The organism is Tessaracoccus flavescens (genome assembly GCF_001998865.1).
Lineage (GTDB): Bacteria > Actinomycetota > Actinomycetes > Propionibacteriales > Propionibacteriaceae > Arachnia > Arachnia flavescens.
Map to the genome: position 1 here is coordinate 934,084 of NZ_CP019607.1, position 26,683 is coordinate 960,766.

The window sequence follows — 26,683 nt, forward strand, 5'->3', positions numbered from 1 at the left end:
CCATCACCATATGCGGCTATCCGGCGGGTTCAACAGCCTTGCGCCGCTTGCGACGCTTGCGCTGCGAAGGCTTGGTCAGCGGGAGACCAGCGGCGGCCTGGTCGCTCCGCCTGCGGTCGGCGAACCGGGCGAGGCCGTCCGCGACCGACTCGAAGGTCGGGGTGTCGGCGATGACGTCGACCCGCAGGCCGTGCATCTCGCAGGCTGCGGCCGTTGCGGGGCCGATCGCGGCGACGACGGTGGCCGCGTGGGGCTTGCCAGCAATGCCGATCATGTTGCGCACCGCGGTGGCGGAGGTGAACACGACGGCGTCGAACATGCCGGTCTTGATGTCGTCGCGCACATCGGCCGGCGGGGGCGCGGCGCGGACGGTGCGGTAGGCGGTGACCTCCTCGACGTCCCAGCCGAGGCGGCTGAGCCCGACGAGCAGGGGCTCGACTGCGACGTCGGCGCTGGGCACGAGGACGCGGTTGAGCGGGTCGATCAGGTCGTCATAGGCCGGGAACTCGTTGGCGAGGGCGCCGGTGGTGTTCTCCACGACGGGGGTGAGGTCGGCGACGAGGCCGAGGCGCGCGAGGGCCTCGACGGTGCCTCTGCCGACTGCGGCCAGGCTGATCCCGGACAGCGCGCGGGAGTCGAGGCCGAACTCGGTGAGCCGCTCCGCGATGGCGGAGACGGCGTGCGGGGAGGTGAACACGAGCCAGAGGTAGCGCCCGTCCACGAGGCCGCGGACCGCCTTCTCCATGGCCTGCTCGGTGCGCGGAGGCTCGATCGACATCGTGGCGACGACCTCGCTGCTCGCCCCGTAGTGGTCGAGCTCGTCGACGAGGGCCGTGACGTCGTCCTTCGTCCTCGGCAGGATGACGCGCCAGTCGAACAGCGGCTTGCCCTCGAACCAGGCGAAGCGGTTGCGGTGCGACTCGTCGATGCCCGGGCCGATGATGAAGAACCGCTCCTCGGGATCGATGTCTGTGACCTCGCCCCAGGTGGTCAGGTCGCTGACCTGCCCGGTGGTGCCCATCCGTTCGAGGGAGAGCACCGTGGCGTCTGCGCCGAAACGTTCGGCGGCCTTTATCGCGACGGCACGCGACTTGTCGCCCATGACCCGGATGATCAGGGTCTGGGCCGTGGGCCAGTCCTCAAGCTCGGGGATGCCAGCGGTCGCATCGAGGGCCGCGAAGGCAGCGGACGCGGTGACCGCTCCGTAGGACAGAGCGGCGCTCCACCTGTTGACGCCCGGGACCACGTTGGAGTGGTGGCCCGCCTGGGCGAGCACGTCGGCGAGCACCGAGTCGGCGTCGGCGTCGGTGAAGTAGTCCCAACCGTGCAGGCGCACGACCTTCAGCCCCTGGGCGACGGCCCTGAGGATCTGGTTCGCGTCGTCCTCGCGCTTGGACACGCGGATCTGGGCGTGCGCGGGCACGAGCGCGCGCACGTGCTCGACGTCGGTGGTCGGGTCGACGATGATGAGGTCCGCGAACTTCAGGGCGCGCGACCCGGAGAGCGTCAGCAGCGCGAGGTCGCTCGGGCCGGATCCGACAAAGGTCACGGAGCCGCTTGTCGCTTCAAACTCCGGCGGCGAGGCCGGGGAGGTGGGGTTCAAAGACTCGCTCACGAGAAATCCGTTCAGTGGTGCGCCAAGACCCAGTCGTCTGGGATCGGTCGGGGGTGGCCGGAGGCCAGAGCCGAGCGGAGGGCCCCGTCATCGACGAACCAGTAGCCGAGCAACTCCCGGTCGACGAAGGTCACCGGCACGTGGTCGGTGTACTTCGCCCGGAGGCGCTCATCTGTGTCGACGTCGAGGACCCGCAGGCCCACGCCAAGCTCCTCGCAGGTTCCGCGCACGAGAGACTCGGCTTCCACGCAGAGGTGGCAGCCTTCCCGTGTCAGGAGCAGAACCCGCGGGGCTGGGTGCACTACTTACCGGCGCGACGACGCTGAATGCGAGTGCGCTTCAGCAGCTTGCGGTGCTTCTTCTTCGCCATACGCTTGCGGCGCTTCTTGATAACAGAACCCACTGTGTGCCTTTCATCGCCGGAGACTGTCTCCGGATGTGTGAGGAGTCCAGCCAAGCTGGTCAGACCCCAAATCTTAACGCGACGGCGGAGGATCGGACAATTGCCCTGCTCCGGCGCCACTCCTGGCAGCGTCGGTCAGCTACTCCTCGGCCATCTCCCTGCCGCGGGTGCGGCACTGCTCTACGGCGTCGAGGAGGGCCGCGCGCACCCCGTGGTCGTCGAGCGCGCGGAGCGCCGCGGCGGTGGTTCCCGCGGGAGAGGTGACCATCTCGCGCAGCACGGTCGCGGACTTCCCGGACTCGGCAAGCATGGCTGCCGAGCCGACGAAGGTCTGGGTGACAAGTGCGGTCGCCTCAGCGCGGGTGAGTCCCTGGTGCACCCCGCCCTCGATCATCGCCTCGGCGACGTAGAAGAGGTAGGCGGGGCCGGAACCCGACAGCGCGGTGAGCGCGTCGAGGTGGGCCTCGTCGGTGACGATGGAACTGCCGACGGCGTCGAGCAGGCCGGTGACCCGTTCGACCTGTTCCCCGGTCGCGGCGGCGCCCGGGACGATGCCAGCCATGCCCTTTCCGACCAGCGCGGGGGTGTTGGGCATGACCCGGACGACTGCGGCGCCCGGGAGCGCATCCTCGAGCTTCGCGAGGGGCACCCCGGCCGCGATCGAGACGACGAGCGCCCCGTCGGCCAAGTGCCCGGAGAGGCTCTCCAGCACGTCTGGGATCTGGTAGGGCTTCACGGCCAGCACGATCGTCTCGGCCTCGGCCGTGTCCGTGAGGTCGATCCCACGCACGCCGTGGCGCTGCTCGAGTTCGGCCACCCGGGGCGCCGAGGCGTCCACGATCGCGATCTCCGCGGGCTCGATGCCCGAGGCGATCCAGCCGGCGATCAGCGCCTCCCCCATGGCTCCCGCGCCAACGACCGCGATCATCATCGGACGAGGAGCTCCGCGATCTGGATGGCGTTGAGGGCCGCGCCCTTGCGCAGGTTGTCGTTCGAGAGGAACAGGACAAGGCCGTGGTTGCCCTCGACCGAGCGATCCTGGCGGATGCGGCCGACGAGCGAGGGATCGGCCCCGGCCGCCCGCAGTGGGGTCGGGACGTCGACGAGTTCGACGCCGGGCGCCGCTGCGAGCAGGTCGCGCGCCTCCAGCGGCATGATCTCGCGGTCGAAGCGGAGGTGGACGCTCAGCGAGTGTCCGCTGAAGACGGGGACGCGGACGCAGGTGCCGGCGACGAGCAGCTGCGGGAGGTGGAGGATCTTGCGCGATTCGTTGCGCAGCTTCTTCTCCTCGTCCGTCTCCCCCTCGCCGTCCTCGACGATGCTTCCCGCGAGCGGGAGCACGTTGTAGGCGATGGGGGCGACGTAAGGGTCGGCGTCGACCGGCTGGAACGCCGACCCGTCGAGCGCGAGAACGCGCGGGTCGTCGATCTCGCCGAGCTGGCTCGAGAGTGCCTCGACGCCCTTGACTCCCGACCCGGAGACGGCCTGGAAGGTGGTCACCTGCATGGCCTTGAGGCCGGCGGCGTCGTGCAGCGGCTTGACCACCGGCATGGCGGCCATGGTCGTGCAGTTGGGGTTGGCGATGATTCCGAGCTGGGCGTCGGCGACGTCGCCGGGGTTCACCTCGGAGACGATCAGCGGGACGCGCTCGTCCATGCGCCAGGCGCTCGAGTTGTCGACGACGGTGGCGCCGGCTGCGGCGACCTTCTCGGCGTGCTGCTTCGAGGTTGAACCGCCCGCGGAGAAGATCGCCACGTCGAGGCCGGCGAAGTCGGCGGTGGCGATGTCCTCGACGACGACCTCGGCGCCGCGCCACGGCAGCTTCTTCCCTGCAGAACGCGCGGAGGCGAAGTAACGGATCTGATCGACGGGATAGTTGCGTTCCTCCAGGAGGCGACGCATCACGCCGCCGACCTGACCGGTCGCACCAAAGACACCAACACGCATGGCCGCGATTCTACGCCGAACCCGCAGACCGAGCGTCGCACGCGTCCACGCCGGGCGTCCTCACATGACTCTTCTGCGGCGACGAGCGAGCGGCGAGGGCGAGCGGCCTTGGACGCGGCCGACGGCCGGGGGAACAGGTCTCCCCGGCCGTCGGCGGTCATGCGCGGCTGGATCAGCCGATCTCGTTCTCCAGGTCGGCCTGCGCCTTGTCCAGCACATCCTTCACATCAGCGTCATTCTCGTAGATCTCGTTGAGCTGGTGATGTTGCTCGGCAGGTCGTGCATGGAGGGCCGACCGAAGAAGGAGGCGAGCAGGTCGCCGTTGGGGGCGGTGGTCAGGGACGGGATGCGGCAGCGCAGCCGGTCCCCCTCGCCCCTGCGGGTGATCGGGAGGTCAGCGTCCGATCAGCGACATCAGCCACGGAAGCAGCGGCGCCCCGAGGAAGGCGACGATATCGAGCAGCGAATGGGTGACCACCAAAGGCATCACGCGCCCCTTCAGCCACGTGAGGAAGAGCCAGCCGAAGGCGAGCCCCATCACGAAGTTGCCGATGAAGCCGCCCCACCCCTGATACAGGTGGTAGCCGCCCCGGATCAGCGCGCTGACCAGGACGATCACCCACATCCGGCCGCCGGTCTGGGCCCACCGGGTGAAAAGGTAACCGATCATGACGACCTCCTCGAGGACCCCGTTCATGATCGCCCGCAGCAGTAGGACGATGACGTTGACGACTGTGAACTCGAGGCCGGAGGTGTTGATCTGGGTGTTGATCCCGACCGCCAACGCGAAGAGGTAGAAGGCCAGGCCTGCCACGCCGATCACGGCGAAGATGGCGGCGCCCTTCGCGAGGTCGCTTCCTGGGCGGCGAAGGTCGAAGCCCATCGCCCGGAACGGGCCGCCCTCAAGGGGCCTGTGCACCCAGAGCAGGTACAGCACCAGCACCACCGGCATCAGCGGGAAAGCGATGTTGGCGACCTGGTACATCGCGTCGAGCCAGGGCCGGTCCGGGGTGGTGGCCGTGTTCAGCGTCGTCGTCTGCTGACCGATCGGCTCGGGCCGCGTCATCCGCTCGATGATCCGCAGGATCGAGTAGACGGCCGACTGACCGAGCGAGATCAGCATCACGATCGCGATCTCGACGTGGATCGTGCGTCCGCTTCCTGGATCGACCACCGCAGGGGCGGTGGTCACCGCTTGTCCCCCAGCGCGCGCAGGTAGCTGAACATGGTCCTCGGGCGGGCCGCGAGCCGCGTCGTCAGGTACTCGAACCAGGCCGGGCCGAAGGGGAGGTAGGTCCGCGAACGGTAGCCGATGTCGGTGAGCCGACGCTGCTCGAGCGGGCGGACGCCGTAGAACATCTGGAACTCGAACCCGTTGGCCGGCACGGCGTTGCGGTGCGCCAACTCCTGGGCGATCGCGATCAGCGTCGGATCGTGCGTGGCGAGCATGGCGTAGCCGCCGTCCTCCATCACCCGACGCAGGCACCGCACCAGCGCCTTCGACTTCTCACGCTCGGAGCGCAGGCCGATCGACCGCGGAACCGGGTACGACCCGACGCAGAGCCTCACCCGCGCACCCTCCGCGGAGACGGAGGCGACCTCACGCTCCGACCTGCGGATGTCCGAGGGAAGGGTCAGGCCGAGGCTCCCGTGATGCGCGTGCACCCCACGCCAGAGACGCAGAGTCTCGTCGTAGGCCTCGGCGCCCTGCATCTCGAGCGTGACGACGGCGCCGCGCTGCTCGGCGGCGTCACAGAGGTCTCGCAGACGTGACGCGGCGCTGGCCGGGTCGGTCCGGAGCCCGAGCGACGAGGGCTTGATGGAGAGCTCGGCGCCCACGGCGAGCGCATCGAGCACCTCGAGCGCATGGACGAGGGCGCCGGGTGTCTCCGCCTCGTCATTCGAGGTGGGCAGGTAAGCCAGCGAGACGAGCAGCCCCTGCCTGCGCAGTCGCTCGACGACCACGCGGGCCTCAGTTGCGTCCGCGCCCGCCACATAGCTGCTCGCGAACTCCTCCGCGACCCCCGAGGCGAGGGCGGCGTTGCGGACCCGACCGGAGCGGATGAAACGGCGCACGGCCGTGCTGACAGTTGACATGTGCTCAGCGCCTCCGTGCCAGGCCGGCGTCCATGGCCTTGCGGATGTTGGCGAGCGCCTCACCGAGAAGCTCCTCGCGTTCATGCCTCGACTTGGCGCGCCGCGACGAGACCTCAAGCACGATGTGGCCCTCGTAGCCGGTCTCCGCCAGATGCTCGAGAACCTCCCAGGCCGACTGGTCGCCCTCACCCGGCATCAGGTGCTCGTCCTTGAAGGAGCCGCGCCCGTCTGTGAGGTGGACGTGGGCCAACCGGTCTCCCCAGGCGTGGATGAGATCCATCGACTGGCGCTGCGACGTCGAGGCGTGCGAGAGGTCGAGGGTGAGATGGTCGTAGTCGTAGGGGGTGGGATCCCAGCCGGGGAGGTAGGCCTGGAAGTGCCGTCCCGGAGTCCGCCAGGGATACATGTTCTCGACGGCGTAGATCACGTCGGACTCGGCGTTGAGCTTCTTGACCCCCTCGACGAAGCCCGCGCCGTACTCGCGCTGCCAGCGAAAGGGCGGATGCACCACCACGACGTTGCCGCCGAGCTGTTTCACCGCCTCCCCGGAGCGTCGCAGCTTGTCCCAGGAGTCGGAGCCCCAGGTGCTCTGCGTGACGAGCAGCGTCGGCGCGTGCACCGAATGGACGGGAACGCCGTGGTAGTCGGCGAGCTTGGCGACCGAGCCGATGTCTGTGGAGAGCGTGTCGACGCCGACCATCAGTTCGACGCCGTCGTAGCCGAGATCTGAGGCGAGTTCGAATGCGCTGGTGGACGCCTCGGGAAACACCGAGGTGGTCGAGAGAAGGACCTTCGACGTGGGCACGGAGTAAACACTACCGCGCAGTCGTGGCGCAGCCCGGTGCCTGTCGAGACGCGCCCCGATTTCGTGGGGAGGGTACCTGGGGGCGAGAATGAGGGCATGCACGTCGACCATCTCATGTTCGCGACCGGTCCGGACGGCCTCAAGGCGGAGGCGGCCCGGCTCGCTGACGCGCTTGGCACGCAGTACAAGGATGGTGGCTTCCATCCCCGATTCGGCACGCGCAACCACATCATCCCCCTGGCAGGCTCCCGCTACATCGAGGTCGTCGAGGTCCTCGATCATCCTGCGGCGGACAAGGCGGCTTTCGGGCAGGCCGTGCGCGCCCGCTCGGACATGGGCGGTGGCTGGCTCGGGTGGGTCGTGAGCGTCGCCGACATCGCTCCGTACGAGCTGCGCCTCGAGCGCTCCGCCGTCCCCGGTTCGCGCCAGTTCCCCGACGGTCGCCGCCTCGAGTGGTCGCAGATCGGCATCCGCGGCCTGATCGCCGATCCCCAGCTGCCCTACTTCCTCGAGTGGAAGTCCGACGACTCGCTGCGCCCCTCCGCCCTTGCGGGCGACGTCAGCCTCGACTCGATGCAGATCTCCGGATCCGCGGAGCGCCTGTCCGAGTGGCTCGGCCTTGAGGTCGGAGACGAACTCGACGGCGTCGCGCTCGACCTGGTCGCTCCCCGCGGCATGCCGGGCATCAACAGCGTCACCTTCCGCAACGGCGCGGGCGACCTCGTCACCATCTGAGCCCTGAGGGATCTGTCGGTCCGGCCAACTAGGCTCTGACCGTGGCGAAGAAGCAGGATTCCTACCAGTGCACCGAGTGCGGCTGGTCCTCCACCAGGTGGGTCGGCCGCTGTGGTGAATGTCAGGCGTGGGGCACCGTCGTCGAACGGGGTGCCCCGAAGCTGCGCTCCGTCGCGTCGTCGGTCCCCGTCGACCAGGCCGTCCCGATCTCGCAGGTGCCGACCGACCAGGCGGCCCGCCGCCTGACCACGATCGCCGAACTCGACCGCGTCCTCGGCGATGGCCTCGTGCCTGGGGCCGTCGTGCTGCTCGCAGGCGAGCCGGGGGTCGGCAAGTCCACCCTGCTGCTCGACGTCGCAGCGAAGTGGGCGCGGTCGGGTGAGACGACGCTGTACATCTCCGGCGAGGAGTCGGCCTCCCAGGTGCGGCTGCGCGCCGAGCGCACCGGCGCCATGGACGACTCGCTGTACCTGGCCTCCGAGAACGATCTCGGCACCGTGCTCGGCCACGTCGAATCGGTGCGCCCCTCGCTGCTGGTCGTCGACTCCGTGCAGACCATCGCGACCGCTGAGGCCGACGGCGCCCCCGGCGGCCCGAGCCAGGTCCGCGAGGTCACCGGAGCGCTCGCCCGCGTCGCGAAGCGTGAGGGGATGGCGGTGATCGTCGTCGGCCACGTCACCAAGGACGGCGCGATCGCGGGCCCGCGCACCCTCGAACACCTCGTGGACGTGGTGCTCACCTTCGAGGGCGACCGGCACTCCGGCTTCCGGATGGTCCGCGCGACCAAGAACCGCTTCGGCCCGGCAGACGAGGTGGGCTGCTTCGAGATGAGCGAGACCGGCATCGTGGAGGTGCCCGACCCGTCCGGGCTCTTCACGACGGCCCACGCCGAGCCGGTGCCCGGCACCTGCGTCACCGTCACCCTCGAGGGGCGCCGCCCGCTGCTCGCGGAGATCCAGGCCCTCGTCGCCCCCTCCCCCAACCAGTCGTCGCCGCGGCGCACCACCCACGGTCTCGACAACTCGCGCATCGCCATGGTCCTTGCCGTCCTCGAACGCAAGGCACGGCTCCCGCTCTCGGCACACGACGTCTACGTCTCGACGGTGGGCGGCGCACGGGTCACCGATCCGTCGGTCGACCTGTCGGCCGCCATCGCCATCGCATCCGCCGCACTCGACAGGCACTACCCGCGTCGGCTGCTCGCGCTCGGCGAGGTCGGCCTCGCCGGCGATCTGCGCCGCGTCCCCGGGGTGGAGCGGCGGCTCGCCGAGGCAGGAAGGCTCGGCTTCGAGTTCGCCGTCGTGCCGCGGGGTTCGCGCGATGTCACCGTCAAGGTTCCGCGACTCGGCGGGCTGCGCGTCGTCGAGGTCGACTCGCTGGCCGATGCGCTCGGGGTGCTCGACCTGCGTCGCGCCACGAAGGAGAAGGAGTAGCCGGGTGGAGGAATGGCTGCGGATCGGCGAGGTCGCGAGGCGCACCGGCCTGACTCACCGGACGCTGCGCCACTACGACGAGATCGGCCTGCTCCGCCCGAGCGGGCGAACCGATGTCGACTACCGGCTCTATGCCCGCAAGGACCTCGACCGGCTGCTCGCGATCCAGCACCTCAAGGCGTTGGGGCTGTCCCTTGGCGAGATCTCCGAGGCCCTCGATGAGGGTGGTGACGCGGCAGAACTGCTCGGCAGGCACGCAGCGGTCGTAGAGGCGAGGATCGCCCAGGAGCAGGAGCTGCTCTCCACGCTGCGCAGGCTCCAGCGCGCCGCGAACGCCGGGTGGGATGAGGTCCTGCGCGCCATCGAACTCACTGAGCGGCTGCGCCACCCAGAGCCGGAGGTCCGGTTCCGCGCCGCGCTGACCGAAGCGCCGGACGCACCCACCGATGTGCTGATCGAACTGCTGAGCGACCCGGTGGCCGGGGTGCGCGAGGGCGCGACCTGGGCGGTGGCCCAGCGTCCCGAGATCCGCGAGGAACTGATCGCCACCATGCTGCACGGCGACGCCGAAACGCGCCACTCCCTCGCCCACGCCCTTGGGAAGCTGCGCGATCCCGCCTCCGTCGCGACGCTGCGCACGCTGCTCACCGACCCGGACGAGCTGGTCGCGACAAAGGCCGCGTTCAGCCTCGGCCAGGTGGGCGGCGAGGAGGCCGCGCGGGCCCTCGTCGGCGCCCTCGGGGAGTGCCGCGCCCAGGTCGGCGACGAGGCGGGCTCGGCGCTGGCGCGGATCGACGGCGCGCTCCCGTTCGTCGTCGAGGCGCTCGCGGACGGTTCCGCCGTGGTCAGGGAACGGGCGGCGGACGCGTTGGCGCTGCTCGGGGATGCCGGAGCCACCGAGGCCCTCATCGCCGCACTCTCCGACGCGGAGGAGCCGGTGCGTTTCGCGGCTCTCGTCGCGCTCGGCCACCTGGAAGGCGAACTAGCCGGGCGCGCCGTCGAGGAGGCTCAACACTCCCCCGACGAACGCACCCGGCTCGTGGCACGGCGGCTCGTGGCCGACCGTCAGCCCAGGTAGGCCTTCGCAACCTTTGCGACCAGCGGGTCGCCGCCGTCGACGAGACGTCGCAGCCCCGCCTCCGAGCTCTCCCCCAGCTGGCCGAGGGCGGCGATGGCGGCGAGCCTCACGGCGGGCTCCGCGTCAGCGGCGGCCTCCTCGAGTTTTGCGGCCGCGGAGGCGGCCTCCTCGCCCAGGTGGCCGAGCGACTCGGCGGCGTGCTCGCGCACCTCGGCGTCCCCGCTGGAGAGCGCACTGATGAGGGCGGGAACGGAGGCGTCGCCGAGGGAGTGGAAGGCGTTGGTGAGCGCGTCGCGCTGGTGCAGGTCCCCGTCACCGAGGCGGGTGGCCAGCAGGTCGACGGCGGAGGCTCCTCCCGTGTTGACCGCGGCGCGGTAGGCCTTGATCGCCACATCGGGGTCCTCGTCGGCGACGAGGCGGCTCACCGCCTCGAAGTGCCGGGAGTCTCCCACCTTCGAGATGACGTGGGCGGCGGTGCGCCGCTCGCCCGGGTCGTCGCTGCCGACCATCTCGAGCAGGACGGGGCCGGCCGTCTCGGCGTGCTGGACGATCGCCCAGGTGAGGTCCTCGCGGACGCAGGAGTTCTCCTCGACGCGGATCCGGTCGAGAAGGGCAGGCACGACGCTCGGATCCGAGGCCGCGCCCATGGCGAGTGCCGCCTCGCGGCGGTCGCTGCCCTCGGGGCTGCCGAGGGCCTGAATCAGGGTAGTGGTCGTTGCATTCATGTCCTCGACGCTAAACCCTTACGTCGCGTGAGGGTCAAATGCCCCCTGGCGTCGCAGGTCACCAGCACCTCCGGGCCATCCACTCACGCTGGGCGGCAACAACTGCACCGGGCGACACTAGACTGATCACGCAGTCCGACCAGGAGAACCACTTGCCCAAATCGACAGTCCGCCGATACCTGAAGCTGTTGGCGCCCGGGACACCGCTGCGCGCTGGCATCGACCGGATCCTGCACGGACGTACCGGCGCGCTGATCGTGCTCGGGAACAACACCCAGGTGCAGCAGGTCTCCTCGGGAGGGTTCAAGATCGGGGTCGAGTGCACCGAGCAGTCCCTGCGCGAGCTCGCGAAGCTCGACGGCGCGATCGTGCTGTCGAACGACCTGTCCCACATCGTCGCCGCGGGCGTGCACCTCGTGCCTGCCGGTGACCTCCCGACCGCCGAGACGGGCACCCGGCACCGCTCCGCCGACCGGACGGCCCAGGTGGCCCGGATCCCCGTCGTGACCGTTTCCGCCTCGATGTCGACGGTCTCGATGTTCCACGAGGGTCACCGCCACATCGTCGAGACCGTCCCGCAGGTCATCTCGCGGGCCAACCAGACGCTCGCCGCTCTCTCCAGGGTGGTCACCCGGCTCGGCGACCTGATGGACCAGTTCACGCCGCTCGAGATGGCCGAGACCGTCACCCTGCGCGACCTCACCCACGTCGTCCACCGTCTCGAACTGACCCGACGACTCTCCTCGGAGATGCAGTTCCACATCGATCTGCTCGGCATCGAGGGCAGGATGGTCGCGCTCCAGCACGCCGAACTGGCCGCCAACTTCTACGGCATCGGCGACCTGCTGGTGGCCGACTACGCGGGCAACGTGTCGGATCCATCCGAGTTCGACCTCGCGAAGCTGCACAACTTCTCCCCAGAGGAGCTGTTCAGCGGGCAACTGGTCGCGGAACGACTCGGTTTCGGCACCGGCGCCAACCTCGAACAGCACGTCGAGACGCGCGGCATCCGCCTGCTCACGAAGGTCGGCAGGCTGCCAGCGTCTCTTGTCACCAAACTCATCGACGACTTCACGCTGCAGGAGCTGTTCGGCGCCTCGGTGAGTGTCCTGATGGAGATCGAGGGGATCGGCCCCACGCGCGCGCGCCAGATCCGCGACGCCCTGCTGCGCATCACTGAGACGAGTTGATCGGTCTGAGCGCCGGCGGCTAGGCTGGAAGCCACACAGGGGAGCGCCTCGAGGCGCTGAGAGTGCGGACAGAGCCGCAGACCCTCAAACCTGATCCGGCTAGCACCGGCGTAGGGAGTGGGACCTCCCCGGCATGTGCCGGGCCTCCGAGAGGAGAGAAATCATGAAACCGCTGTCAACGGCTGTCATCGCCGGCGCACTGATCGCGCTCAGCGCCTGCGGAACCCCGGCGCAGGAGCAGACGGGGAACCCGGGTGCACCCAGCGAGAGCGAAACGCTCACCGTCGTCACCCACGACGCGTTCACGCTTCCCGACGAGTTGAAGGAGAAGTTCGCCGAGGAATCGGGCTACAAGGTCACCTATGTCGCGCCGGGGGACTCCGGAACACTGGTCAACCAACTCGTGCTCACCAAGGACGCACCGCTGGGCGATGTCGTCTACGGCATCGACAACACCTTCGCCTCGCGCGCAAGCGATGAGGGAGTGCTGGTCGACTACGAGTCGCCCGCCCTTCCCGGGAACGCGCAGCAGTTCGCGGCGGACCAGCTGACCCCGATCGACTTCGGCGACGTGTGCATCAACGCCGACAAGGCCTGGTTCGAGGAGCGGAAGCTGGACGTGCCCACCACGCTCGACGACCTGACCGACCCCGAGTACAAGGACCTCCTCGTGCTCACCAATCCGGCCTCGTCCTCCCCCGGCCTGGCCTTCCTGCTCGCCACCATCGGGGCCAAGGGCGAGGACGGCTATCTCGACTACTGGAAGGCGCTGCAGGACAACGGCGCGAAGATCGACTCCGACTGGACGGAGGCCTACTACACCGACTTCTCCGGAGCCGACGGTGACGGTCCCCGTCCGCTCGTGTTGAGCTACGCGACCTCGCCCGCCTACACGGTCGACGGCGAGTCGAGCACGACCGAGGCCCTGCTCGGCACCTGTTTCCGGCAGATCGAATACGCGGGGATCCTGAAGGGTGCCGCCAACGAGATCGGCGCGCGCAAGTTCATCGACTTCATGCTCAGCCCGGAGGTGCAGTCGGCGATTCCGGAGAACCTCTACATGTATCCCGCCGTGATCGACACCGAACTGCCGGAGGACTGGGCGCGGTTCGCGCCGTTGGCCAGCAGCCCGATCGAGGTCCCGGCCGAGGAGATCGGGGCGAACCGGGACCGCTGGATCCAGGAATGGACCGAGGCCATCGGCTGAGCCGGGGCGCCGGGTGGGTCGGCTGGATCCTGATCGCCGCCGTCCCGCTCGCGTTCCTGGCCGTCTTCTTCGCCTGGCCGGCCGCGGCGCTGATCCTGCGCGGCTTCCATGACGGGGCGTCCTGGAGCCTCGACGGTTTCACCGCCGTGTTCTCCTCCTCCCGCACCTGGAAGGCGGTCGGCTTCACGCTCGCCTCGGCGACGGCGTCGACCGCGCTCTGCCTCGCTCTTGGGGTGCCCGGCGCCTATCTGCTCTACCGGACCAACTTCCGGGGGAGGTCGGCTCTGCGGGCGCTGGTCACCGTCCCGTTCGTGCTGCCGACCGTCGTGGTGGGCGTGGCGTTCGGGGCGCTCCTGCGCGAGGACGGCCTGCTCGGTTGGGCGGGCCTCGGAGGGACCCCGACGGCGATCATCGCGGCCATGGTGTTCTTCAACTACTCGGTGGTCGTGCGCACCGTCGGCACCATGTGGTCGCGGCTCGACCCGCGCCTTGCCCAGGCCGGGGCGACGCTCGGCGCGTCGGCGCTGCGGGTGCTACGCACCGTCACTGTGCCGACGCTGACGCCCGCGATCGTCTCCGCCGCATCGTTGGTGTTCCTGTTCAGCTCGTCGTCCTACGGGATCGTCATGGTGCTCGGCCAGAACAGGTACCGCACTATCGAGACGGAGATCTGGTTCCTCACCACCCAGTTGCTCGACCTGCGTGGCGCGGCCGCGCTCTCGATCACCCAACTGGTCATCGTCACGGCGGCCCTGTGGCTGAGCGGAAGGGCCCAGGCACGGATGACGCGCGCCCTGAGGCTCCAACCCGACGTGGCGGACGCGCGCAGGCTCGACATCCGTCGCGACGGGTTCCCGCTCGCCGTCACCGCTGTGGTGGCCGTTGTCCTGATCGGTCTTCCGGTGGGAAATCTGCTCTGGCGGTCCCTTCACCGCGACGGCGCGTTGTCCGTCGTCAACTACGTGCAGTTGGCCACCACCTCGACGATGGGCTCCGACCTGTGGAGCGCCACGCGCACCTCGCTCGTGACGGCGGCCGCGGCGACCGTACTCGCGGTGCTGCTCGGGGTGCTGGTCGCGCTGATCGCGTCGCGTCGGCCACGCGGCAGGTCCGGACGCGGCGCGCTCACCGCCCTGGAATCGGTGTTCCTGCTCCCGCTGGGCGTCTCAGCGGTGACAGTCGGGTTCGGCTACCTGATCACGCTGAACCGGCCGCCGCTCGATCTGCGCTCGAGCATCGTGCTGATCCCGATCGCGCAGGCCGTCGTCGCGCTGCCGCTGGTGGTGCGCACCCTGCTCCCCGTGCTTCGGGCGATCGATCCGCGCCAACTGCAGGCATCGGCGACCCTCGGCGCTGGGCCGTGGCGCACGCTTCTGCGCGTCGAACTCCCACACCTTGGGCGGGGCCTCGGGTTGGCCACCGGGTTCGCCTTCGCCACCTCGCTCGGGGAGTTCGGTGCCACGTCGTTCCTGGCCCGCCCGGACAACCCCACCCTGCCCGTTGTGATCTTCCGGCTCTTCGGGCGGCCGGGCGCCGAGACCTACGGGATGGCACTGGCAGCTTCAGTGCTCCTGGCAGGATTGGCGGCAATCACGATGGCGGCCGCCGAGAGGATGCGGCCCCAGGAGGTGGCGACGTGGTAGCTGGGCTCGACGTGCGTGACGCACGCATCGCCTACGGGAAGGTGACCGCCGTCGACGGGGTGAGCCTGCAGGTTCCCCCTGGCAGCGTCGTCGGCTTGCTCGGTCCGTCCGGGTCGGGCAAGTCGACCCTTCTGCGAGGGATCGCCGGGCTCGAGCCGCTGGTCGGCGGCAGCGTCTCCTGGGACGAGGAGGACCTCGTCGGCGTGAAGGTCTTCAAGCGCAACTTCGGCATGGTGTTCCAGGATGCCCAACTGTTCCCGACCATGAGCGTCGGCAGGAACATCGCCTACGGCCTCGGGAAGCTCGGCCGTGCTGAGCAGCGGGCGCGGGTCGAGGAGATGCTCGACCTGGTCGGCCTCCCCGGCTACGCCGACCGCAGGCCGACTGAACTGTCCGGCGGACAGGCGCAGCGGGTGGCGCTGGCCCGATCGCTCGCTCCGTCGCCGCGGGCGCTGCTGCTCGACGAGCCGCTCTCCGCGCTCGACACCGGTCTGCGCCGCAGGCTGGCCGAGGATCTCTCCCGGATCCTGCGCGAGACGCACACGACCGCCGTCTACGTGACCCACGACCACCAGGAGGCCTACACGATCGCCGACCAGGTCGCGATCCTCGCCGAAGGGCGTCTGCTGCAACTCGACGACCCCGAGGCACTGCGCACCGCACCCGCGTCACGCGAGGTGGCGGCGTTCCTCGGCGCGCGGGCCTTCATCACGGAGTCTGTGGCGAGGCAACTCGGTTGGCAGGGAACGCTCGGCAGCGGCGAGATTCTCGCTGTGCTGCCGAGCGCCCTCATCCTCGCCGAGGACGGCACCGAGGTCGAGGTGCTCGACCAGGGCTACACCGTCGACGACGTGGAGATCGGCGTGCGCCTGCCCGACGGGCAGCGCACCGTCGTGTCAGCCCCGGAGCGTGCCGACTCCGGCACCGTCCGGGTCAGGCTGATCGGCGGGGCTCCCGTTCCGGCGTGAGCCGACGCTCGCCTTGAGCCGCAGCGAGGAGAACAGGCCGATCGCGAGGGCCGCCGCGGCGGCCCAGACTGCCCACGAGCTGGCCCGGGCGAAGTCATCGGGCGTTGCCTGCTGCAGGACGTGCGTGCCGAGCGCGCTGGTCAGCACCGTCCCGCCAAGCGCCGCGCCGAGGGCGGAGCCGATCTGGCGCACGGTCGACTGGACGGCGGAGCCGGAGCCCGACTCCTCCACCGGCACGTCACCGAGCACGAGCGAGGTGACCTGGGCCGACGCGAGGCCGACACCGACGCCGTAGACCAGCATGGTGGCGGCGACCCACCAGGAGCCGAGCTCGAGCAGGACGAGGAGTCCGGTCGCGGCTGCACCGACGACCTCGAGCGCCAGCCCGAGGATCACCACGCGGGCAGCACCGAGAGCGGCGGCGACATGGCGGGCGGAGGCACCCGCGAAGAATGCGCCGAGCGCCATGGTCACGAGGACGAGCCCAGCGCCGAGGGTGTCCAGCCCGAGCGTGGTGGTGAGATACAGCGGCAGCACGAACACCAGTGCGAACTCGCCGACGGCGACGAGGCCTGCGGTGAGGTTGCCCCACGCGAAGCTGGGGATCGCGAACAGCGAGGTGTCGAGGATCCGGACCTTTCCGCGGGCTCCGCGGCGTCGCTCATATGCCACGAAGACCGCGATGAACACGGCACCGACGAGGAGGGCGACAGGCGCGGCCGAGACGGGCACGTCGAGGCCCCAGGTGAACGAGCCGAGACGAAGCTCCGACTCGGGGCTCCACCAGCCGAGGTTCGAGCCCTCGATGAGACCGAAGACCAGGGCGCCGAAGCCGACGGCGGCCAACACGGGGCCGAGGAGGTCGCGGCCCGGATCGGCGTCGCCCCGCGTGTCGTCGACGAGGAGGAGGGTGGCCGCGATGAGCACGAGCCCGATCGGGACGTTGACCAGGAAGATCCAGTGCCAGCTCGCGTACTTCGTCAGGAGGCCGCCGAGCAGTGGGCCCAGGGCGGCGGCGCCCGACATCACGGCACCCCAGACGCCGAAGGCGACCGCGCGGTCCTTGCCCCGGAACGTCGCGTTGACCGTCGAGAGCGTCGAGGGGAGGATCAGTGCACCACCGACGCCCTGCACCGCGCGGGCCGCGATCAGTGACGCGGCGCCACCCGAGAGCGCCGCGAGCACGCTTCCCCCGCCGAACAGCAGGATGCCGATCAGCAGGGTGTTGCGGCGGCCGAACCTGTCGCCCAGGCGTCCCGCCGTCAGGAGCAGGGCGGCGAAGACCACCGAGTAGAGGCTGTTGACCCACTCGGCGTCGGTCAGCGACAGCCCGAGGTCCTGGATGATGACCGGCAGCGAGACGCCGACGATCGTTCCGTCGAGCACCACGAGGCCGAGCGAGATCGCCAGGACGGCGAGCCCCGCCCAGCGGCGGCGGCCTTTGTCAGGCTCCTGAACCTCCTCAGGCATCGGCGAGCTTCTTGCCGAAGAAGCCGATGCGGGTGCCGAGCATGAGCAGCAGGAGCACGAAGCCGGCGGTGACGCTCATGTGCCCGAGGCCGGCGAAGCCCGCCAGCATCGGCGAGTCGGCGAAGGGGTTTCCGAGCACCTGGAGGGAGCCCTTGATCAGCATCATGGTGCCGGTCAGCACGACGCCGACGTTGAAGGTGATCATGAATGCCTTGTACCGCTTGGTGAGCACGCTCAGCTCGAACTGCTTCTCGAGCAGCAGGAAGATCAGGCCGCAGATGGCGCCGAGCGTCAGCCAGTGGGTGTGCACGACGGCCAACTGGGTGCCACCCGGGTGGTCGTTGAACTTCGTGAACTCGCGGTAGAACAGCCCGCTCAGCAGTCCGAGGGCGGTGTACGCCGACGCGAAGAAGTACTGGGTCTTGAGGGCCTTGGTCATGTCAATCCTTTTCGAGACATCGTGTCGCTATCCATGGTAGGTTCGCGACACCCTGTCGTCAAATGCTCGGGTTTTGCGGTCCGCGGACGGGAGCATCCGGGCACCCTCGACGCCACATGAGACAATGAGTTCATGCCAAAGATCGCCGCAGCCACCGTCGCAGAACACCGCGAACACATTCGCGGTGCCCTCGTGGACGCTGCCGAGCAGATCCTCCGCGCCGGCGAGCCGTTGACCGCAGGCGTGGTCAGCGCGTCGGCTGGCATCGCCCGCAACTCGATCTACCGCTACGTGGACAGCGTCGACGATCTGCGCGGCATGGTGCTCGCGCGCTACCTCCCCGCATGGGACGAGGCCGTGGCGCAGGCACTTGCACCGCTGCCCGATCCGGGCGACCGCATCGTGGCGTGGGTGAAGGTCAACATCCGCCAGGCCGACTCGACCGGCCACAGTTGGCTGATGGACATCTCCCGCGGCGCCTCGTCGTCCAACGCCAGCGCCGAAGTGGCCGACCACGCCCACCGGATCCTGCGCGACGCGCTGGGCTCCGCATGGCTCGACCTCGTCGGCGACCCAGAGGAGGCCCGCATCCAGGCGGCGCTCACGCTCGGCCTGCTGCAGGCCGCCTTCCAGGCCCTCGATTCCGACCTCCCGACCGAACGCCTCGTCGAGTCGACCGGCAACGCCGCTCGCGCCCTCGTCGACGCCGCTCGGCGCCAGTGAGATCTTGAGCACTTTCCGCCTACTGGTTATCGGGACGCGACGGCGGCGGCGCGGATGCGCTGTCCGACCGTGAAGGCACTTCCGACGGCGACGAGGCCGAGCCCGACCCAGAGCACGGCGACAGGCGCGCCGAGCCCGACGGCGAACACCCCGGCGAGGCTCACCAGGAGCCGGTCGGTCCGCTCGAAGAGCCCGGACGACGCGTCCCAGCCCTCGACCTCCGCCCGGGCCCTTGCGTAGGACACCAGGAAGCCAAGCGCGAGGCAGGCGAGCGCCAGCCACACCACCACCTCGTCATGCCTGGCTCCCCAGAGGACGAGCCCACCGAACAGTGCCGCATCGGCGAGCCGGTCGAGGGTCGAGTCGAGGAAGGCGCCGAAACGAGACTCCCTCCCGCCGAGCCGGGCCATGTTCCCGTCCAGGCCGTCGCCGAGCAGGAAGGCGAGCACGATCAGCGTCCCCGCGACGAAGCGGCCGGCTGGAAGCAGGGTGAGCGAGGCCACCACCACCCCGGCGGTGCCGAACACCGTTACTGCACTAGGCCCGATGCCCCAGGAGAGAAGCAGCCGGGCGAGCGGGGCGAGGAGGCGGCCGTAGAGGCCGCGCAGGCGCGAGAACACGACCCCAATGTAGCGCCGCGCTCACCGGGTCGGCACACGGGTCGAGCCACCGTGGACTCGGCACTAGGGTGTCCCCCATGGCCCGCTCCCGCTTCCCCAGCTCCGTCTTCTCGACCGGTTCCGAGCCCGATCCGCGCTTCACCATGGCCAACGAGCGGACATACCTGGCCTGGATCAGGACCTCGCTCGCCATGCTGGCCGGCGGCATCGCGCTCGAGGTGCTTGGCCTCGGCCTCCACGAGGGACTCCGGCTCGCGGCGTCGCTCGTGCTGATGCTCGCAGCTGTGGCCGCGGCGCCGATGGCCTACTTCGGCTGGGCCCGCAACGAGCGTGCCTTGCGCCGCAACGAGCCGCTGCCCTCCTCCCCCTTCGGCCTCCCGCTCGTCATCTGCGTGTCGGTGGCGGCCGTGCTCGTCTTGCTGGGCTTCCTGCTGCGATGAGCGACCACCCGTTCGATCCAGGGTTGCAGCCGGAACGCACCCGGCTCGCCTGGCAGCGCACCGCGATCTCCATCGCGGTCGGTGCACTGGTCTACGCGCGGATCGAGGCAGGCGTGCTCGGCCTCGCGAGCTGGGCCTGCGCCGTGATCGGCGCGGTCGCCGGGATCGGCATCGGCTACTGGTCGAAGCAGCGCTACCGCTACACCCACCGTTGCCTGAACACCGGACGGGTCGCCCTCCCGGACGGGCTGCTCCCGCTTGTCGTCGCGGTCGTGGTCTTCGCAGCGGGGCTGCTCGCGGTCGTGGCCGCGCTCCTGCGCGCCACCGGCGACAACCCACCGATCTGACCCGATCAGACACGCAACGCCATCGACCCAGCCCGGACGACGATCGATGCGACACCCCCGCGCCCGCGACCAGGCCGCGCTGGCCGACCCCAACCTCGCCGGCGCCGAAGGACGCCACACGACGTCGGCTCACCCAACAGGGGCTTCCGGAGGTGAACCAGCCCGCCTGCACCTCACGCTCGTGGGATTGGCCATTGGCCGCAGGGCGCACGGCTCGGTCTCGTCGGCCGGATCTGCCGCGTCGGCCTGGCGGTGCTCAAGTAATCAGCCCAGACCCGCCCGCACCCGGGCCAGGTGAGAGCAGTGACTCACCGGTTCCGGCGACGAGGGCGTCGCCACCGTCACGCTGTTCGCGACGGCGAACCCCAAGGGCGCGAACGCCGACCGCAACATCACGCTCAGCGACGGCCAGAGCTACCACTCATCCGTGCGAGCTCTCCTCAGTGGCTCCAGGCGCGACCACCGAACCAGCTCAGGCCCTGTGCCTCGTCGACTCAACCGGCCGCGAATGCCGCCCTGCGACCGCTCGTCGAGGTGGCGTGGACTGCTCCTGGTGGCCAGACAGCACGAGGGGCGGACCACCGAAGTGGTCCGCCCCTCTCAGCGTGTGCCAGGTGTCAGCCCTGTTCGCCCTCGAATGCCGGCTCGAGCTCTGCGACGTCGGCCTTGGCCACGCCGGTGAACTTGAACGGCAGCTCCGAGCCTTCCTCGGCGACATCGACCTGGACGATCTGGCCCGCGGAGAGCTCCCCGAAGAGGATCTTCTCGGCCAGGATGTCCTCGACGTCGCGCTGGAGGGCGCGGCGCAGCGGGCGGGCACCGAGCACCGGGTCGAACCCGCGCTTGGCGATCAGCGTCTTGGCCGCGGGCGTGAGCTCGATGCCCATGTCCTTGTCCTTCAGACGCGACTCGATCTGCGCGACCATCAGGTCGACGATCCGCTCGATGTCGGTCTGCGTCAGCTGGTGGAACACGACGATCTCGTCGACGCGGTTCAGGAACTCCGGACGGAAGTGCTGCTTGAGCTCGTCGGAGACCTTCGCCTTCATCTTCTCGTAGTTGGACTCCGTGTCGCCGGCCTTCGAGAACCCGAGGTTCACGGACTTCGAGATGTCACGCGTACCGAGGTTGGTCGTCATCACGATGACCGTGTTCTTGAAGTCGACCACGCGGCCCTGGGCGTCGGTCAGACGACCCTCGTCCAGGATCTGCAGCAGCGAGTTGAAGATGTCCGGGTGGGCCTTCTCGATCTCGTCGAACAGGACGACGGAGAACGGCTTGCGGCGCACCTTCTCGGTGAGCTGGCCGCCCTCTTCGTAGCCGACGTAGCCGGGAGGCGAACCGAACATCCGCGAGGCGGTGTGCTTCTCGGAGTACTCGCTCATGTCCAGCGTGATGAGGGCGTCCTCGTCGCCGAACAGGAACTCGGTCAGCGCCTTGGTCAGCTCGGTCTTTCCGACGCCGGACGGGCCGGCGAAGATGAACGAGCCGCTTGGACGCTTCGGATCCTTCAGGCCGGCACGGGTGCGGCGGATCGAACGCGAGAGCGCCTTGACCGCGTCCTCCTGGCCGATGTACCGCTTGCCGAGCTCCTCCTCCATGCGGAGCAGTCGCTGGGACTCCTCCTCGGTGAGCTTGAACACCGGGATACCGGTCGAGCCGGAGAGCACGACAGCGATCTCCTCCTCGCCGACGACGGCGGGGATGTCGGAGTCGCCCTGCTTCCATGCCTCCTCCTTCTCCGCCCGCTGGGCGCGGAGCTTCTGCTCCTCGTCGCGGAGCCGGGCGGCCCGCTCGAAGTCCTGGGCGTCGATCGCCGCGTCCTTCTCGAGCTTGTTGGCCGCGATGGCCTCGTCGAACTCGCGCAGGTCCGGCGGAGCGGTCATGCGCTGGATGCGCAGGCGTGCGCCGGCCTCGTCGATCAGGTCGATCGCCTTGTCGGGAAGGAACCGGTCCTGGATGTAGCGGTCAGCCATCGTCGCCGCGGACGAGAGGGCCTCGTCGGTGATAGTGATGCGGTGGTGCGCCTCGTAGCGGTCGCGCAGCCCCTTGAGGATGTCGACCGTCAGAGCCACGGACGGCTCGGCGACCTGGATCGGCTGGAAGCGGCGCTCGAGGGCCGCGTCCTTCTCGATGTGCTTGCGGTACTCGTCGAGCGTCGTGGCACCGATGGTCTGCAACTCGCCGCGCGCGAGCATCGGCTTGAGGATGCTCGCAGCGTCGATCGCGCCCTCGGCGGCACCCGCACCCACCAGGGTGTGGATCTCGTCGATGAACAGCATGATGTCGCCGCGGGTCTTGATCTCCTTGAGCACCTTCTTCAGGCGCTCCTCGAAGTCACCGCGGTAGCGGGAGCCTGCGACGAGTGCGCCGAGGTCCAGCGTGTAGATCTGCTTGTCGCGCAGCGTCTCCGGCACATCACCACGGACGATGGCCTGCGAGAGGCCCTCGACGACCGCGGTCTTGCCGACGCCGGGCTCGCCGATCAGCACCGGGTTGTTCTTGGTGCGGCGGCTGAGCACGGTCATGACGCGCTCGATCTCATGGGTACGGCCGATCACGGGATCCAGCTGGTTCTCGCGCGCAGCCTGGGTCAGGTTACGGCCGAACTGGTCGAGGATCTGCGAGTTGCCGCCCTTCTCCGGACCGGAGTCGGGGGCGCCGGACATCGAGGCCTCGCGGCCCTGGTAGCCCGTGATGAGCTGCAGCACGGTGCTGCGGACGCGACCGAGGTCGGCGCCCAGCTTGATCAGCACCTGGGCCGCGACCCCCTCACCCTCACGGATGAGGCCGAGCAGGATGTGCTCAGTGCCGATGTAGTTGTGGTTCATCTGCAGCGCCTCGCGCAGAGAAAGTTCGAGAACCTTCTTGGCGCGGGGGGTGAACGGGATGTGACCCGTCGGAACCTGCTGGCCCTGGCCGATGATCTCCTCGACCTGCTGCCGGACAGCCTCCAGCTCGATGCCGAGAGACTCCAGAGCCTTGGCAGCGACGCCCTCTCCCTCATGAATGAGGCCGAGCAGGATGTGCTCGGTGCCGATGAAGTTGTGGTTGAGCAGCTTGGCCTCGTCCTGGGCCAGGACGATCACGCGCCGCGCGCGGTCGGTGAACCGTTCGAACATGTAACTTCCCTCCTGCTGCCCGACGGGGCACGTCGAGCAGAACTCTTACAAGCTTACTAACGCTTGCCGAGTACCAAAGGATCCGCGGTTCACCACCCGCGAACGACCCTCGCTCAGTTGGCCGCCTCGTAGGCTGCCATGACGTCCGCCGGCACCCTGCCGCGGTCAGAGACCTCGAAGCCGTTCTCACGTGCCCAGGCCCGGATCTCGGCAGTTCCGCCCCGTCCCGCACGGCCGCCCGCGGCCGCGCTGGTGCGGCGCGAACGCCTGCCGCGGACCTTCTCGGCCTTTGCGATGAAGGGCTCGAGTGCGGCCTCCAACTTCGCGACGTTCGCATCGCTGAGATCGATGCTGTACGAAGCGTTACCCAGCGAGAACTCGACCGTCTGATCGGCCTCCGTGCCGTCAAGGTCATCGGTCAGAATTACTCGGATCTCGCGCGCCATGTCATCTCCTGGTAGTCACGTGTATGGATAGGATGAACCCTACAAGCATAAAGGGGTCAGGTTCCAGGGTTAATTCATGAGCAATATCAAGAACTTCAGCATTGGCGAGATCCCGCTTCCCAATCACGAGCAGATATCTCTCGGCAAACGTCATCCGACAAGCACCGGAGCAATTTCCATTGCGGTGGAACTCGACGGCTCGGACCGCATCGCGTGCGCAGACGTCACGTCCGGCTTCGGTCACCGCGGCGCCGAGAAGCTGTTCGAGGTGCGCGACTACCGCGCCATGATCATGCTCGCGGACCGGCACGACTGGCTTGCGGCGTTCAGCGGCGAACTCAGCCTGACACTCACGGTGGAGAACGCGATGCGATTGACATCGACGCCGCGATCGACAATGCTTCGCACCCTGCTCGCCGAATTGAGCAGAATACACAGCCACCTCGCATTCCTGTCCTATATCGCCGACGAGGCGACGGCCGCGCGCCTATGGGCGGTGGTCGAGTCAATTCGCATGGCAATGCTCGACTGGGCCGGAAATCGCGTCCACCCCATGCTCAACCGGGTGGGCGGACTCGCCAGCAATGCGCCGGAAGGCTGGATCGACCGGCTCGAGCAGACGCTCGACGACGCGGCCCGGGTCGCGGCAGAACTGCGGGCATGCCTCGCGGCCACCACCCGGTTCCGGGGGCTCGCCGTCCTCGACAGCAAGGCCTGCCTGGGCCATGGCCTTTCGGGCCCGGTCGCCCGCGCCGCAGGGCTCGACCTCGACCGGCGTGCCACCGGATACCTGGCCTACGGGGAGATCTTCCGACCGGTACAGCCTCGGGAGGCGGGAGATGCCGAGTCGCGGTTCGCAGTCCTGATCGACGAGGTGGGCACCTCCGTCGACATGATCCGCATGGCGGGCCGGCGGCTGCCGGAGGGCGAGATCTCGACGCGGCTCTCCCGCAGGCTCAAGGTGCCCGAGGGTGAGCACACCACCGACATTGAGGCCCCCTGGGGCATCGCATCGTGCCTGATGGTCTCACGTGGCGGCCAGACGCCCTGGCGGGTGGCGCTGCGCACGCCCTCGTTCGCGAACCTCTCCGCGCTCGGTCTTGCCCTGGAAGGCGCCACAACAGCAGACATCCCCGATGTCGTAGCCAGCTTGGGCTACACCATCGGGGATGCCGACAAGTAGGAGGGCGTCAGCCTCGCTCAGGCCTCGCGGCGCAGCTCCGGCAGCACGTCGAGGTTGAGCTTGGCGAGGTCGACCATCGTGGGGTGCTCGTCCTCGCCCCAGATGTCGTCGATGCTCGGCGTGACGGCGTTGCGCGGGAGGGTGACGATGTTGGCCGTCTCCTCGGCCTCGAGCTCCGCGATCCGGGCCTCGAGCACCTCGACGCGGGCCTGTCGCTCGGCCACCTCGGCGCGCAGCCAGGCGGCGTTGCCGCGCATCGAGCTGAGCTCCGACTTGGCGGCGGCGAGCTGACCGCGCAGCTTCGCGATCACGGCCTGGAGGTTCTCCGCGCGAGCGTTGAACCGGCTGATCATGGCGACCGACTCCTCATGGAAGCGGTCGGCCTGATGCGAGCGCAGGTCGATCTCGTGCTTGAGTTCTTCGGCGTGCCGGACGCGCTCGGCGCCCAGTTCGCGCCATGCCACGTAGACGGCGGCAAACGCCATGACGATGGCGACGACCACCCCGGCGCGGATCACCCATTCCCCACCGAACATCGAGGCGACGGCAGCCACGGTTCCAACGGTGAGGATGGTGAGCGCAAGGGTGCGATCAGAGGATTTGTGAGCAGCGCGACGACCAGCCATGGGCGACAGTGTATTCACGGGAGATTGTGCACACGCGCAGCACGCTGGGCGTGTCGCGGATCAGGCAGGTTCGCCGTCGGGATCCTCGTCATCGTGGTCGTCTTTGACGACGCAGGCGCGCTCCAGTAGGGCGCCCGCGCCCGCGAGGGCGAACGATGCGACGACCGTTGCCGCGCCCTGGATGACGCGTTGCGAGGGCAGCGGGGCATCGAACAGTTGGAGATAGCGCATCACGTAGACCACGTGGGCGCCTGCGAAGGCGGCACCCGTCATGATCATGGCCTTACCGACGCTCAGCGCGGCGAACGACTCCTGGGACGAGGCCTTGTGCTCCTCGCGACGCTTCGGCAGCAGCCTGCTGTAGATCGCGACCACCACGGCGAGCGCGAGCAAGGTGATCGGCACCGACCATGGCACGACCGGAGGGAAGCTGCCCGCCGCCTCGAAGGCCAGCAGCACGAGCCAGCACACGACGGCACCGGACAGGACCGAGATGACCGCCTGCCTCACCGTGGTGAGGCCGAGTTTCGGGCGCTCGCTCAAAATCCCGTGTTGGCGTTGATGACGATGTCGGCCCGGCGCACCACGCCAGACACGTCGACGTCGTCGATGAGTTCCGCGATGGGGCCGTGGCCCGCGATCTCGCCCTTCGGGTCGATGTCGAGCCAGGGAACGAGCACGAAGGCGCGCTCGTGGGCGCGGGGATGCGGCAGTTCGATGTTGTCCTCGGAGATCCGCTTCCCCACCATGATCACGTCGATGTCGAGCGTTCGGGGACCGAAGCGGACATCGCGCACGCGGCCGAAGTTGTCCTCGATCGCCTGGGCGCGGTCAAGGATGGTCAGCGGCTCAAGCGTGGACTCGGCGACGACGATCAGGTTGAGGAAGTCGTCCTGCTCGATGCCACCAACTGGCTTGGTCTGGTAGACCGGCGAGACGTCGACGAGCATCAGATCGGGCGTCTCGGCCAGGAAGTCGACGGCCTCCTGCAGGATCGCCGCCGAGTCGCCCATGTTCGATCCGAGGCTCAGGACGACCTTCGAGATCGGCCGCAGGTTTCCCAGCGTGTCGACGTCGATATCGAAGGGGCCGTTATTCATCTCTACTCCTGCTGATCGTTACGGAGACATCCGCGAAGGTCTGGGTCAGGGGCGCTGAAGGCTTGTGCACCGTGACGGTGGCACGCACAACTCTCTCATGAGCCAGGCATCGGGACGCAATCTCGCCGGCAACCGTCTCGATCAGATCACGAGGTTCGCCGGTGATCACGGCCTCGACCTCGTCGGCGATGTCCGCATAGCTCACGGTGTCTGTGAGGTCGTCGCTCGTGGTCTCGAGGGGCAGCTCGAGGATGACGTCGACGACGAACGACTGGCCGTCGCGGCGCTCTTCAGTCAAGACGCCGTGGTAGCCGGTCGCTG

General features: G+C 69.0%; 29 protein-coding genes and 1 riboswitch. Of the genes, 11 read left to right on the forward strand and 18 right to left on the reverse strand.

From position 1 onward, the window contains the following. Positions 1-16: 16 nt before the first annotated feature. The 8 genes from BW733_RS04560 to BW733_RS04595 all read right to left on the reverse strand — a co-directional run bounded on the left by BW733_RS04560 (position 17) and on the right by BW733_RS04595 (position 6,867). Positions 17-1,549, reverse strand: coding sequence for a uroporphyrinogen-III synthase (locus BW733_RS04560; protein ID WP_152024568.1), 1,533 nt, complete (start codon positions 1,547-1,549; stop codon positions 17-19). A gap of 77 nt (positions 1,550-1,626) precedes the next feature. Further along, positions 1,627-1,863: a glutaredoxin family protein gene (locus BW733_RS04565; RefSeq protein WP_237268298.1), complete on the reverse strand. Its 237-nt coding sequence runs from the start codon at positions 1,861-1,863 to the stop codon at positions 1,627-1,629. A 53-nt stretch (positions 1,864-1,916) separates the two neighbouring features. Continuing rightward, on the reverse strand, positions 1,917-2,018 hold the full coding sequence (locus tag BW733_RS04570) for a 30S ribosomal protein bS22 (protein WP_042842924.1): 102 nt from the start codon (positions 2,016-2,018) through the stop codon (positions 1,917-1,919). Positions 2,019-2,157: 139 nt separating this feature from the next. Further along, entirely contained in the window at positions 2,158-2,946 is a 789-nt protein-coding gene (proC, locus tag BW733_RS04575; RefSeq protein ID WP_077352707.1) for a pyrroline-5-carboxylate reductase, read from the reverse strand. Then, positions 2,946-3,965: an aspartate-semialdehyde dehydrogenase gene (locus BW733_RS04580; protein ID WP_077348300.1), complete on the reverse strand. Its 1,020-nt coding sequence runs from the start codon at positions 3,963-3,965 to the stop codon at positions 2,946-2,948. The genes proC and BW733_RS04580 overlap by 1 nt, the downstream gene beginning before the upstream one ends. A gap of 394 nt (positions 3,966-4,359) precedes the next feature. After that, positions 4,360-5,157 (reverse strand): CPBP family intramembrane glutamic endopeptidase, encoded by a 798-nt coding sequence (locus tag BW733_RS04585; protein WP_237268299.1) that lies wholly within the window; start codon positions 5,155-5,157, stop codon positions 4,360-4,362. Beyond that, the gene (locus tag BW733_RS04590; RefSeq protein ID WP_077348302.1) at positions 5,154-6,062 is read right to left on the reverse strand and encodes a proline dehydrogenase family protein; all 909 of its coding nucleotides are present in this window, start codon (positions 6,060-6,062) and stop codon (positions 5,154-5,156) included. The genes BW733_RS04585 and BW733_RS04590 overlap by 4 nt, the downstream gene beginning before the upstream one ends. A gap of 4 nt (positions 6,063-6,066) precedes the next feature. Further along, complete coding sequence (locus tag BW733_RS04595) at positions 6,067-6,867, reverse strand: sugar phosphate isomerase/epimerase family protein (protein ID WP_237268300.1); 801 nt, start codon at positions 6,865-6,867, stop codon at positions 6,067-6,069. Positions 6,868-6,963: 96 nt separating this feature from the next. On the opposite strand from BW733_RS04595, the gene BW733_RS04600 reads away from it, so the two are divergent. The 3 genes from BW733_RS04600 to BW733_RS04610 are packed head-to-tail and all read left to right on the forward strand — an operon-like array spanning position 6,964 to position 10,113. Further along, a complete protein-coding gene (locus BW733_RS04600; RefSeq protein ID WP_077348306.1) occupies positions 6,964-7,602 on the forward strand; it encodes a VOC family protein in 639 nt (212 codons plus the stop codon). Positions 7,603-7,643: 41 nt separating this feature from the next. Then, a complete protein-coding gene (gene radA / locus BW733_RS04605; RefSeq protein WP_077348308.1) occupies positions 7,644-9,035 on the forward strand; it encodes a DNA repair protein RadA in 1,392 nt (463 codons plus the stop codon). A gap of 4 nt (positions 9,036-9,039) precedes the next feature. After that, the gene (locus tag BW733_RS04610) at positions 9,040-10,113 is read left to right on the forward strand and encodes a HEAT repeat domain-containing protein (RefSeq protein ID WP_161490128.1); all 1,074 of its coding nucleotides are present in this window, start codon (positions 9,040-9,042) and stop codon (positions 10,111-10,113) included. On the opposite strand, the gene BW733_RS04615 is transcribed toward BW733_RS04610, so the two are convergent. After that, complete coding sequence (locus BW733_RS04615; RefSeq protein ID WP_077348312.1) at positions 10,101-10,838, reverse strand: HEAT repeat domain-containing protein; 738 nt, start codon at positions 10,836-10,838, stop codon at positions 10,101-10,103. The genes BW733_RS04610 and BW733_RS04615 overlap by 13 nt on opposite strands. A 152-nt stretch (positions 10,839-10,990) precedes the next feature. On the opposite strand from BW733_RS04615, the gene disA reads away from it, so the two are divergent. The 4 genes from disA to BW733_RS04635 all read left to right on the forward strand — a co-directional run bounded on the left by disA (position 10,991) and on the right by BW733_RS04635 (position 15,846). Next, positions 10,991-12,028: a DNA integrity scanning diadenylate cyclase DisA gene (gene disA / locus BW733_RS04620; RefSeq protein ID WP_161490129.1), complete on the forward strand. Its 1,038-nt coding sequence runs from the start codon at positions 10,991-10,993 to the stop codon at positions 12,026-12,028. Between the two features lie 27 nt (positions 12,029-12,055). After that, positions 12,056-12,162, forward strand: a riboswitch (TPP riboswitch). Positions 12,163-12,191: 29 nt separating this feature from the next. Next, the gene (locus tag BW733_RS04625; protein WP_152024570.1) at positions 12,192-13,235 is read left to right on the forward strand and encodes a thiamine ABC transporter substrate-binding protein; all 1,044 of its coding nucleotides are present in this window, start codon (positions 12,192-12,194) and stop codon (positions 13,233-13,235) included. After that, positions 13,214-14,878 carry an ABC transporter permease gene (locus tag BW733_RS04630; RefSeq protein ID WP_077348317.1) on the forward strand — a complete coding sequence of 555 codons (1,665 nt, stop codon included), beginning with the start codon at positions 13,214-13,216 and terminating at the stop codon, positions 14,876-14,878. Before BW733_RS04625 ends, BW733_RS04630 begins: the two co-directional genes overlap by 22 nt. Next, complete coding sequence (locus BW733_RS04635) at positions 14,872-15,846, forward strand: ABC transporter ATP-binding protein (RefSeq protein ID WP_077348319.1); 975 nt, start codon at positions 14,872-14,874, stop codon at positions 15,844-15,846. Before BW733_RS04630 ends, BW733_RS04635 begins: the two co-directional genes overlap by 7 nt. On the opposite strand, the gene BW733_RS04640 is transcribed toward BW733_RS04635, so the two are convergent. Both BW733_RS04640 and BW733_RS04645 read right to left on the reverse strand, forming a co-directional pair. Continuing rightward, positions 15,775-17,316, reverse strand: coding sequence for an MFS transporter (locus BW733_RS04640; protein WP_077348321.1), 1,542 nt, complete (start codon positions 17,314-17,316; stop codon positions 15,775-15,777). The genes BW733_RS04635 and BW733_RS04640 overlap by 72 nt on opposite strands. Next, complete coding sequence (locus tag BW733_RS04645; protein ID WP_077348323.1) at positions 17,309-17,755, reverse strand: DUF2871 domain-containing protein; 447 nt, start codon at positions 17,753-17,755, stop codon at positions 17,309-17,311. Before BW733_RS04645 ends, BW733_RS04640 begins: the two co-directional genes overlap by 8 nt. A 132-nt stretch (positions 17,756-17,887) precedes the next feature. Between BW733_RS04645 and BW733_RS04650 the strand changes: the two genes are divergently transcribed. Further along, positions 17,888-18,478 (forward strand): TetR/AcrR family transcriptional regulator, encoded by a 591-nt coding sequence (locus tag BW733_RS04650; protein WP_077348325.1) that lies wholly within the window; start codon positions 17,888-17,890, stop codon positions 18,476-18,478. Between the two features lie 26 nt (positions 18,479-18,504). Here BW733_RS04650 and pgsA read toward each other — a convergent pair whose 3' ends face one another. Then, positions 18,505-19,098 carry a phosphatidylinositol phosphate synthase gene (pgsA, locus tag BW733_RS04655; RefSeq protein ID WP_077348327.1) on the reverse strand — a complete coding sequence of 198 codons (594 nt, stop codon included), beginning with the start codon at positions 19,096-19,098 and terminating at the stop codon, positions 18,505-18,507. A gap of 77 nt (positions 19,099-19,175) precedes the next feature. Between pgsA and BW733_RS04660 the strand changes: the two genes are divergently transcribed. Beyond that, positions 19,176-19,538: a YidH family protein gene (locus BW733_RS04660; protein WP_077348329.1), complete on the forward strand. Its 363-nt coding sequence runs from the start codon at positions 19,176-19,178 to the stop codon at positions 19,536-19,538. Continuing rightward, on the forward strand, positions 19,535-19,885 hold the full coding sequence (locus BW733_RS04665; protein ID WP_077348331.1) for a DUF202 domain-containing protein: 351 nt from the start codon (positions 19,535-19,537) through the stop codon (positions 19,883-19,885). Before BW733_RS04660 ends, BW733_RS04665 begins: the two co-directional genes overlap by 4 nt. A 617-nt stretch (positions 19,886-20,502) precedes the next feature. Here the strand turns inward: BW733_RS04665 and BW733_RS04670 are convergent. Together BW733_RS04670 and BW733_RS04675 are read right to left on the reverse strand one after the other, a co-directional pair. After that, positions 20,503-23,007, reverse strand: coding sequence for an ATP-dependent Clp protease ATP-binding subunit (locus tag BW733_RS04670; RefSeq protein ID WP_077348333.1), 2,505 nt, complete (start codon positions 23,005-23,007; stop codon positions 20,503-20,505). A gap of 113 nt (positions 23,008-23,120) precedes the next feature. Beyond that, positions 23,121-23,453: a histone-like nucleoid-structuring protein Lsr2 gene (locus tag BW733_RS04675; protein WP_077348335.1), complete on the reverse strand. Its 333-nt coding sequence runs from the start codon at positions 23,451-23,453 to the stop codon at positions 23,121-23,123. A 184-nt stretch (positions 23,454-23,637) separates the two neighbouring features. On the opposite strand from BW733_RS04675, the gene BW733_RS04680 reads away from it, so the two are divergent. Continuing rightward, positions 23,638-24,636 (forward strand): NADH-quinone oxidoreductase subunit D-related protein, encoded by a 999-nt coding sequence (locus BW733_RS04680; RefSeq protein ID WP_161490130.1) that lies wholly within the window; start codon positions 23,638-23,640, stop codon positions 24,634-24,636. A gap of 17 nt (positions 24,637-24,653) precedes the next feature. Here BW733_RS04680 and BW733_RS04685 read toward each other — a convergent pair whose 3' ends face one another. Genes BW733_RS04685 through folB form a run of 4 tightly spaced genes read right to left on the reverse strand, consistent with a single transcriptional unit; the run spans position 24,654 to position 26,660 of the window. Beyond that, positions 24,654-25,262, reverse strand: coding sequence for a hypothetical protein (locus BW733_RS04685; RefSeq protein WP_152024571.1), 609 nt, complete (start codon positions 25,260-25,262; stop codon positions 24,654-24,656). A 60-nt stretch (positions 25,263-25,322) separates the two neighbouring features. After that, positions 25,323-25,805, reverse strand: coding sequence for a DUF3180 domain-containing protein (locus BW733_RS04690; protein WP_161490131.1), 483 nt, complete (start codon positions 25,803-25,805; stop codon positions 25,323-25,325). Continuing rightward, positions 25,802-26,362 (reverse strand): 2-amino-4-hydroxy-6-hydroxymethyldihydropteridine diphosphokinase, encoded by a 561-nt coding sequence (folK, locus tag BW733_RS04695; protein ID WP_077348343.1) that lies wholly within the window; start codon positions 26,360-26,362, stop codon positions 25,802-25,804. The genes BW733_RS04690 and folK overlap by 4 nt, the downstream gene beginning before the upstream one ends. Next, positions 26,355-26,660, reverse strand: coding sequence for a dihydroneopterin aldolase (gene folB / locus BW733_RS04700; RefSeq protein WP_335755087.1), 306 nt, complete (start codon positions 26,658-26,660; stop codon positions 26,355-26,357). The genes folK and folB overlap by 8 nt, the downstream gene beginning before the upstream one ends. Positions 26,661-26,683: the final 23 nt, after the last annotated feature.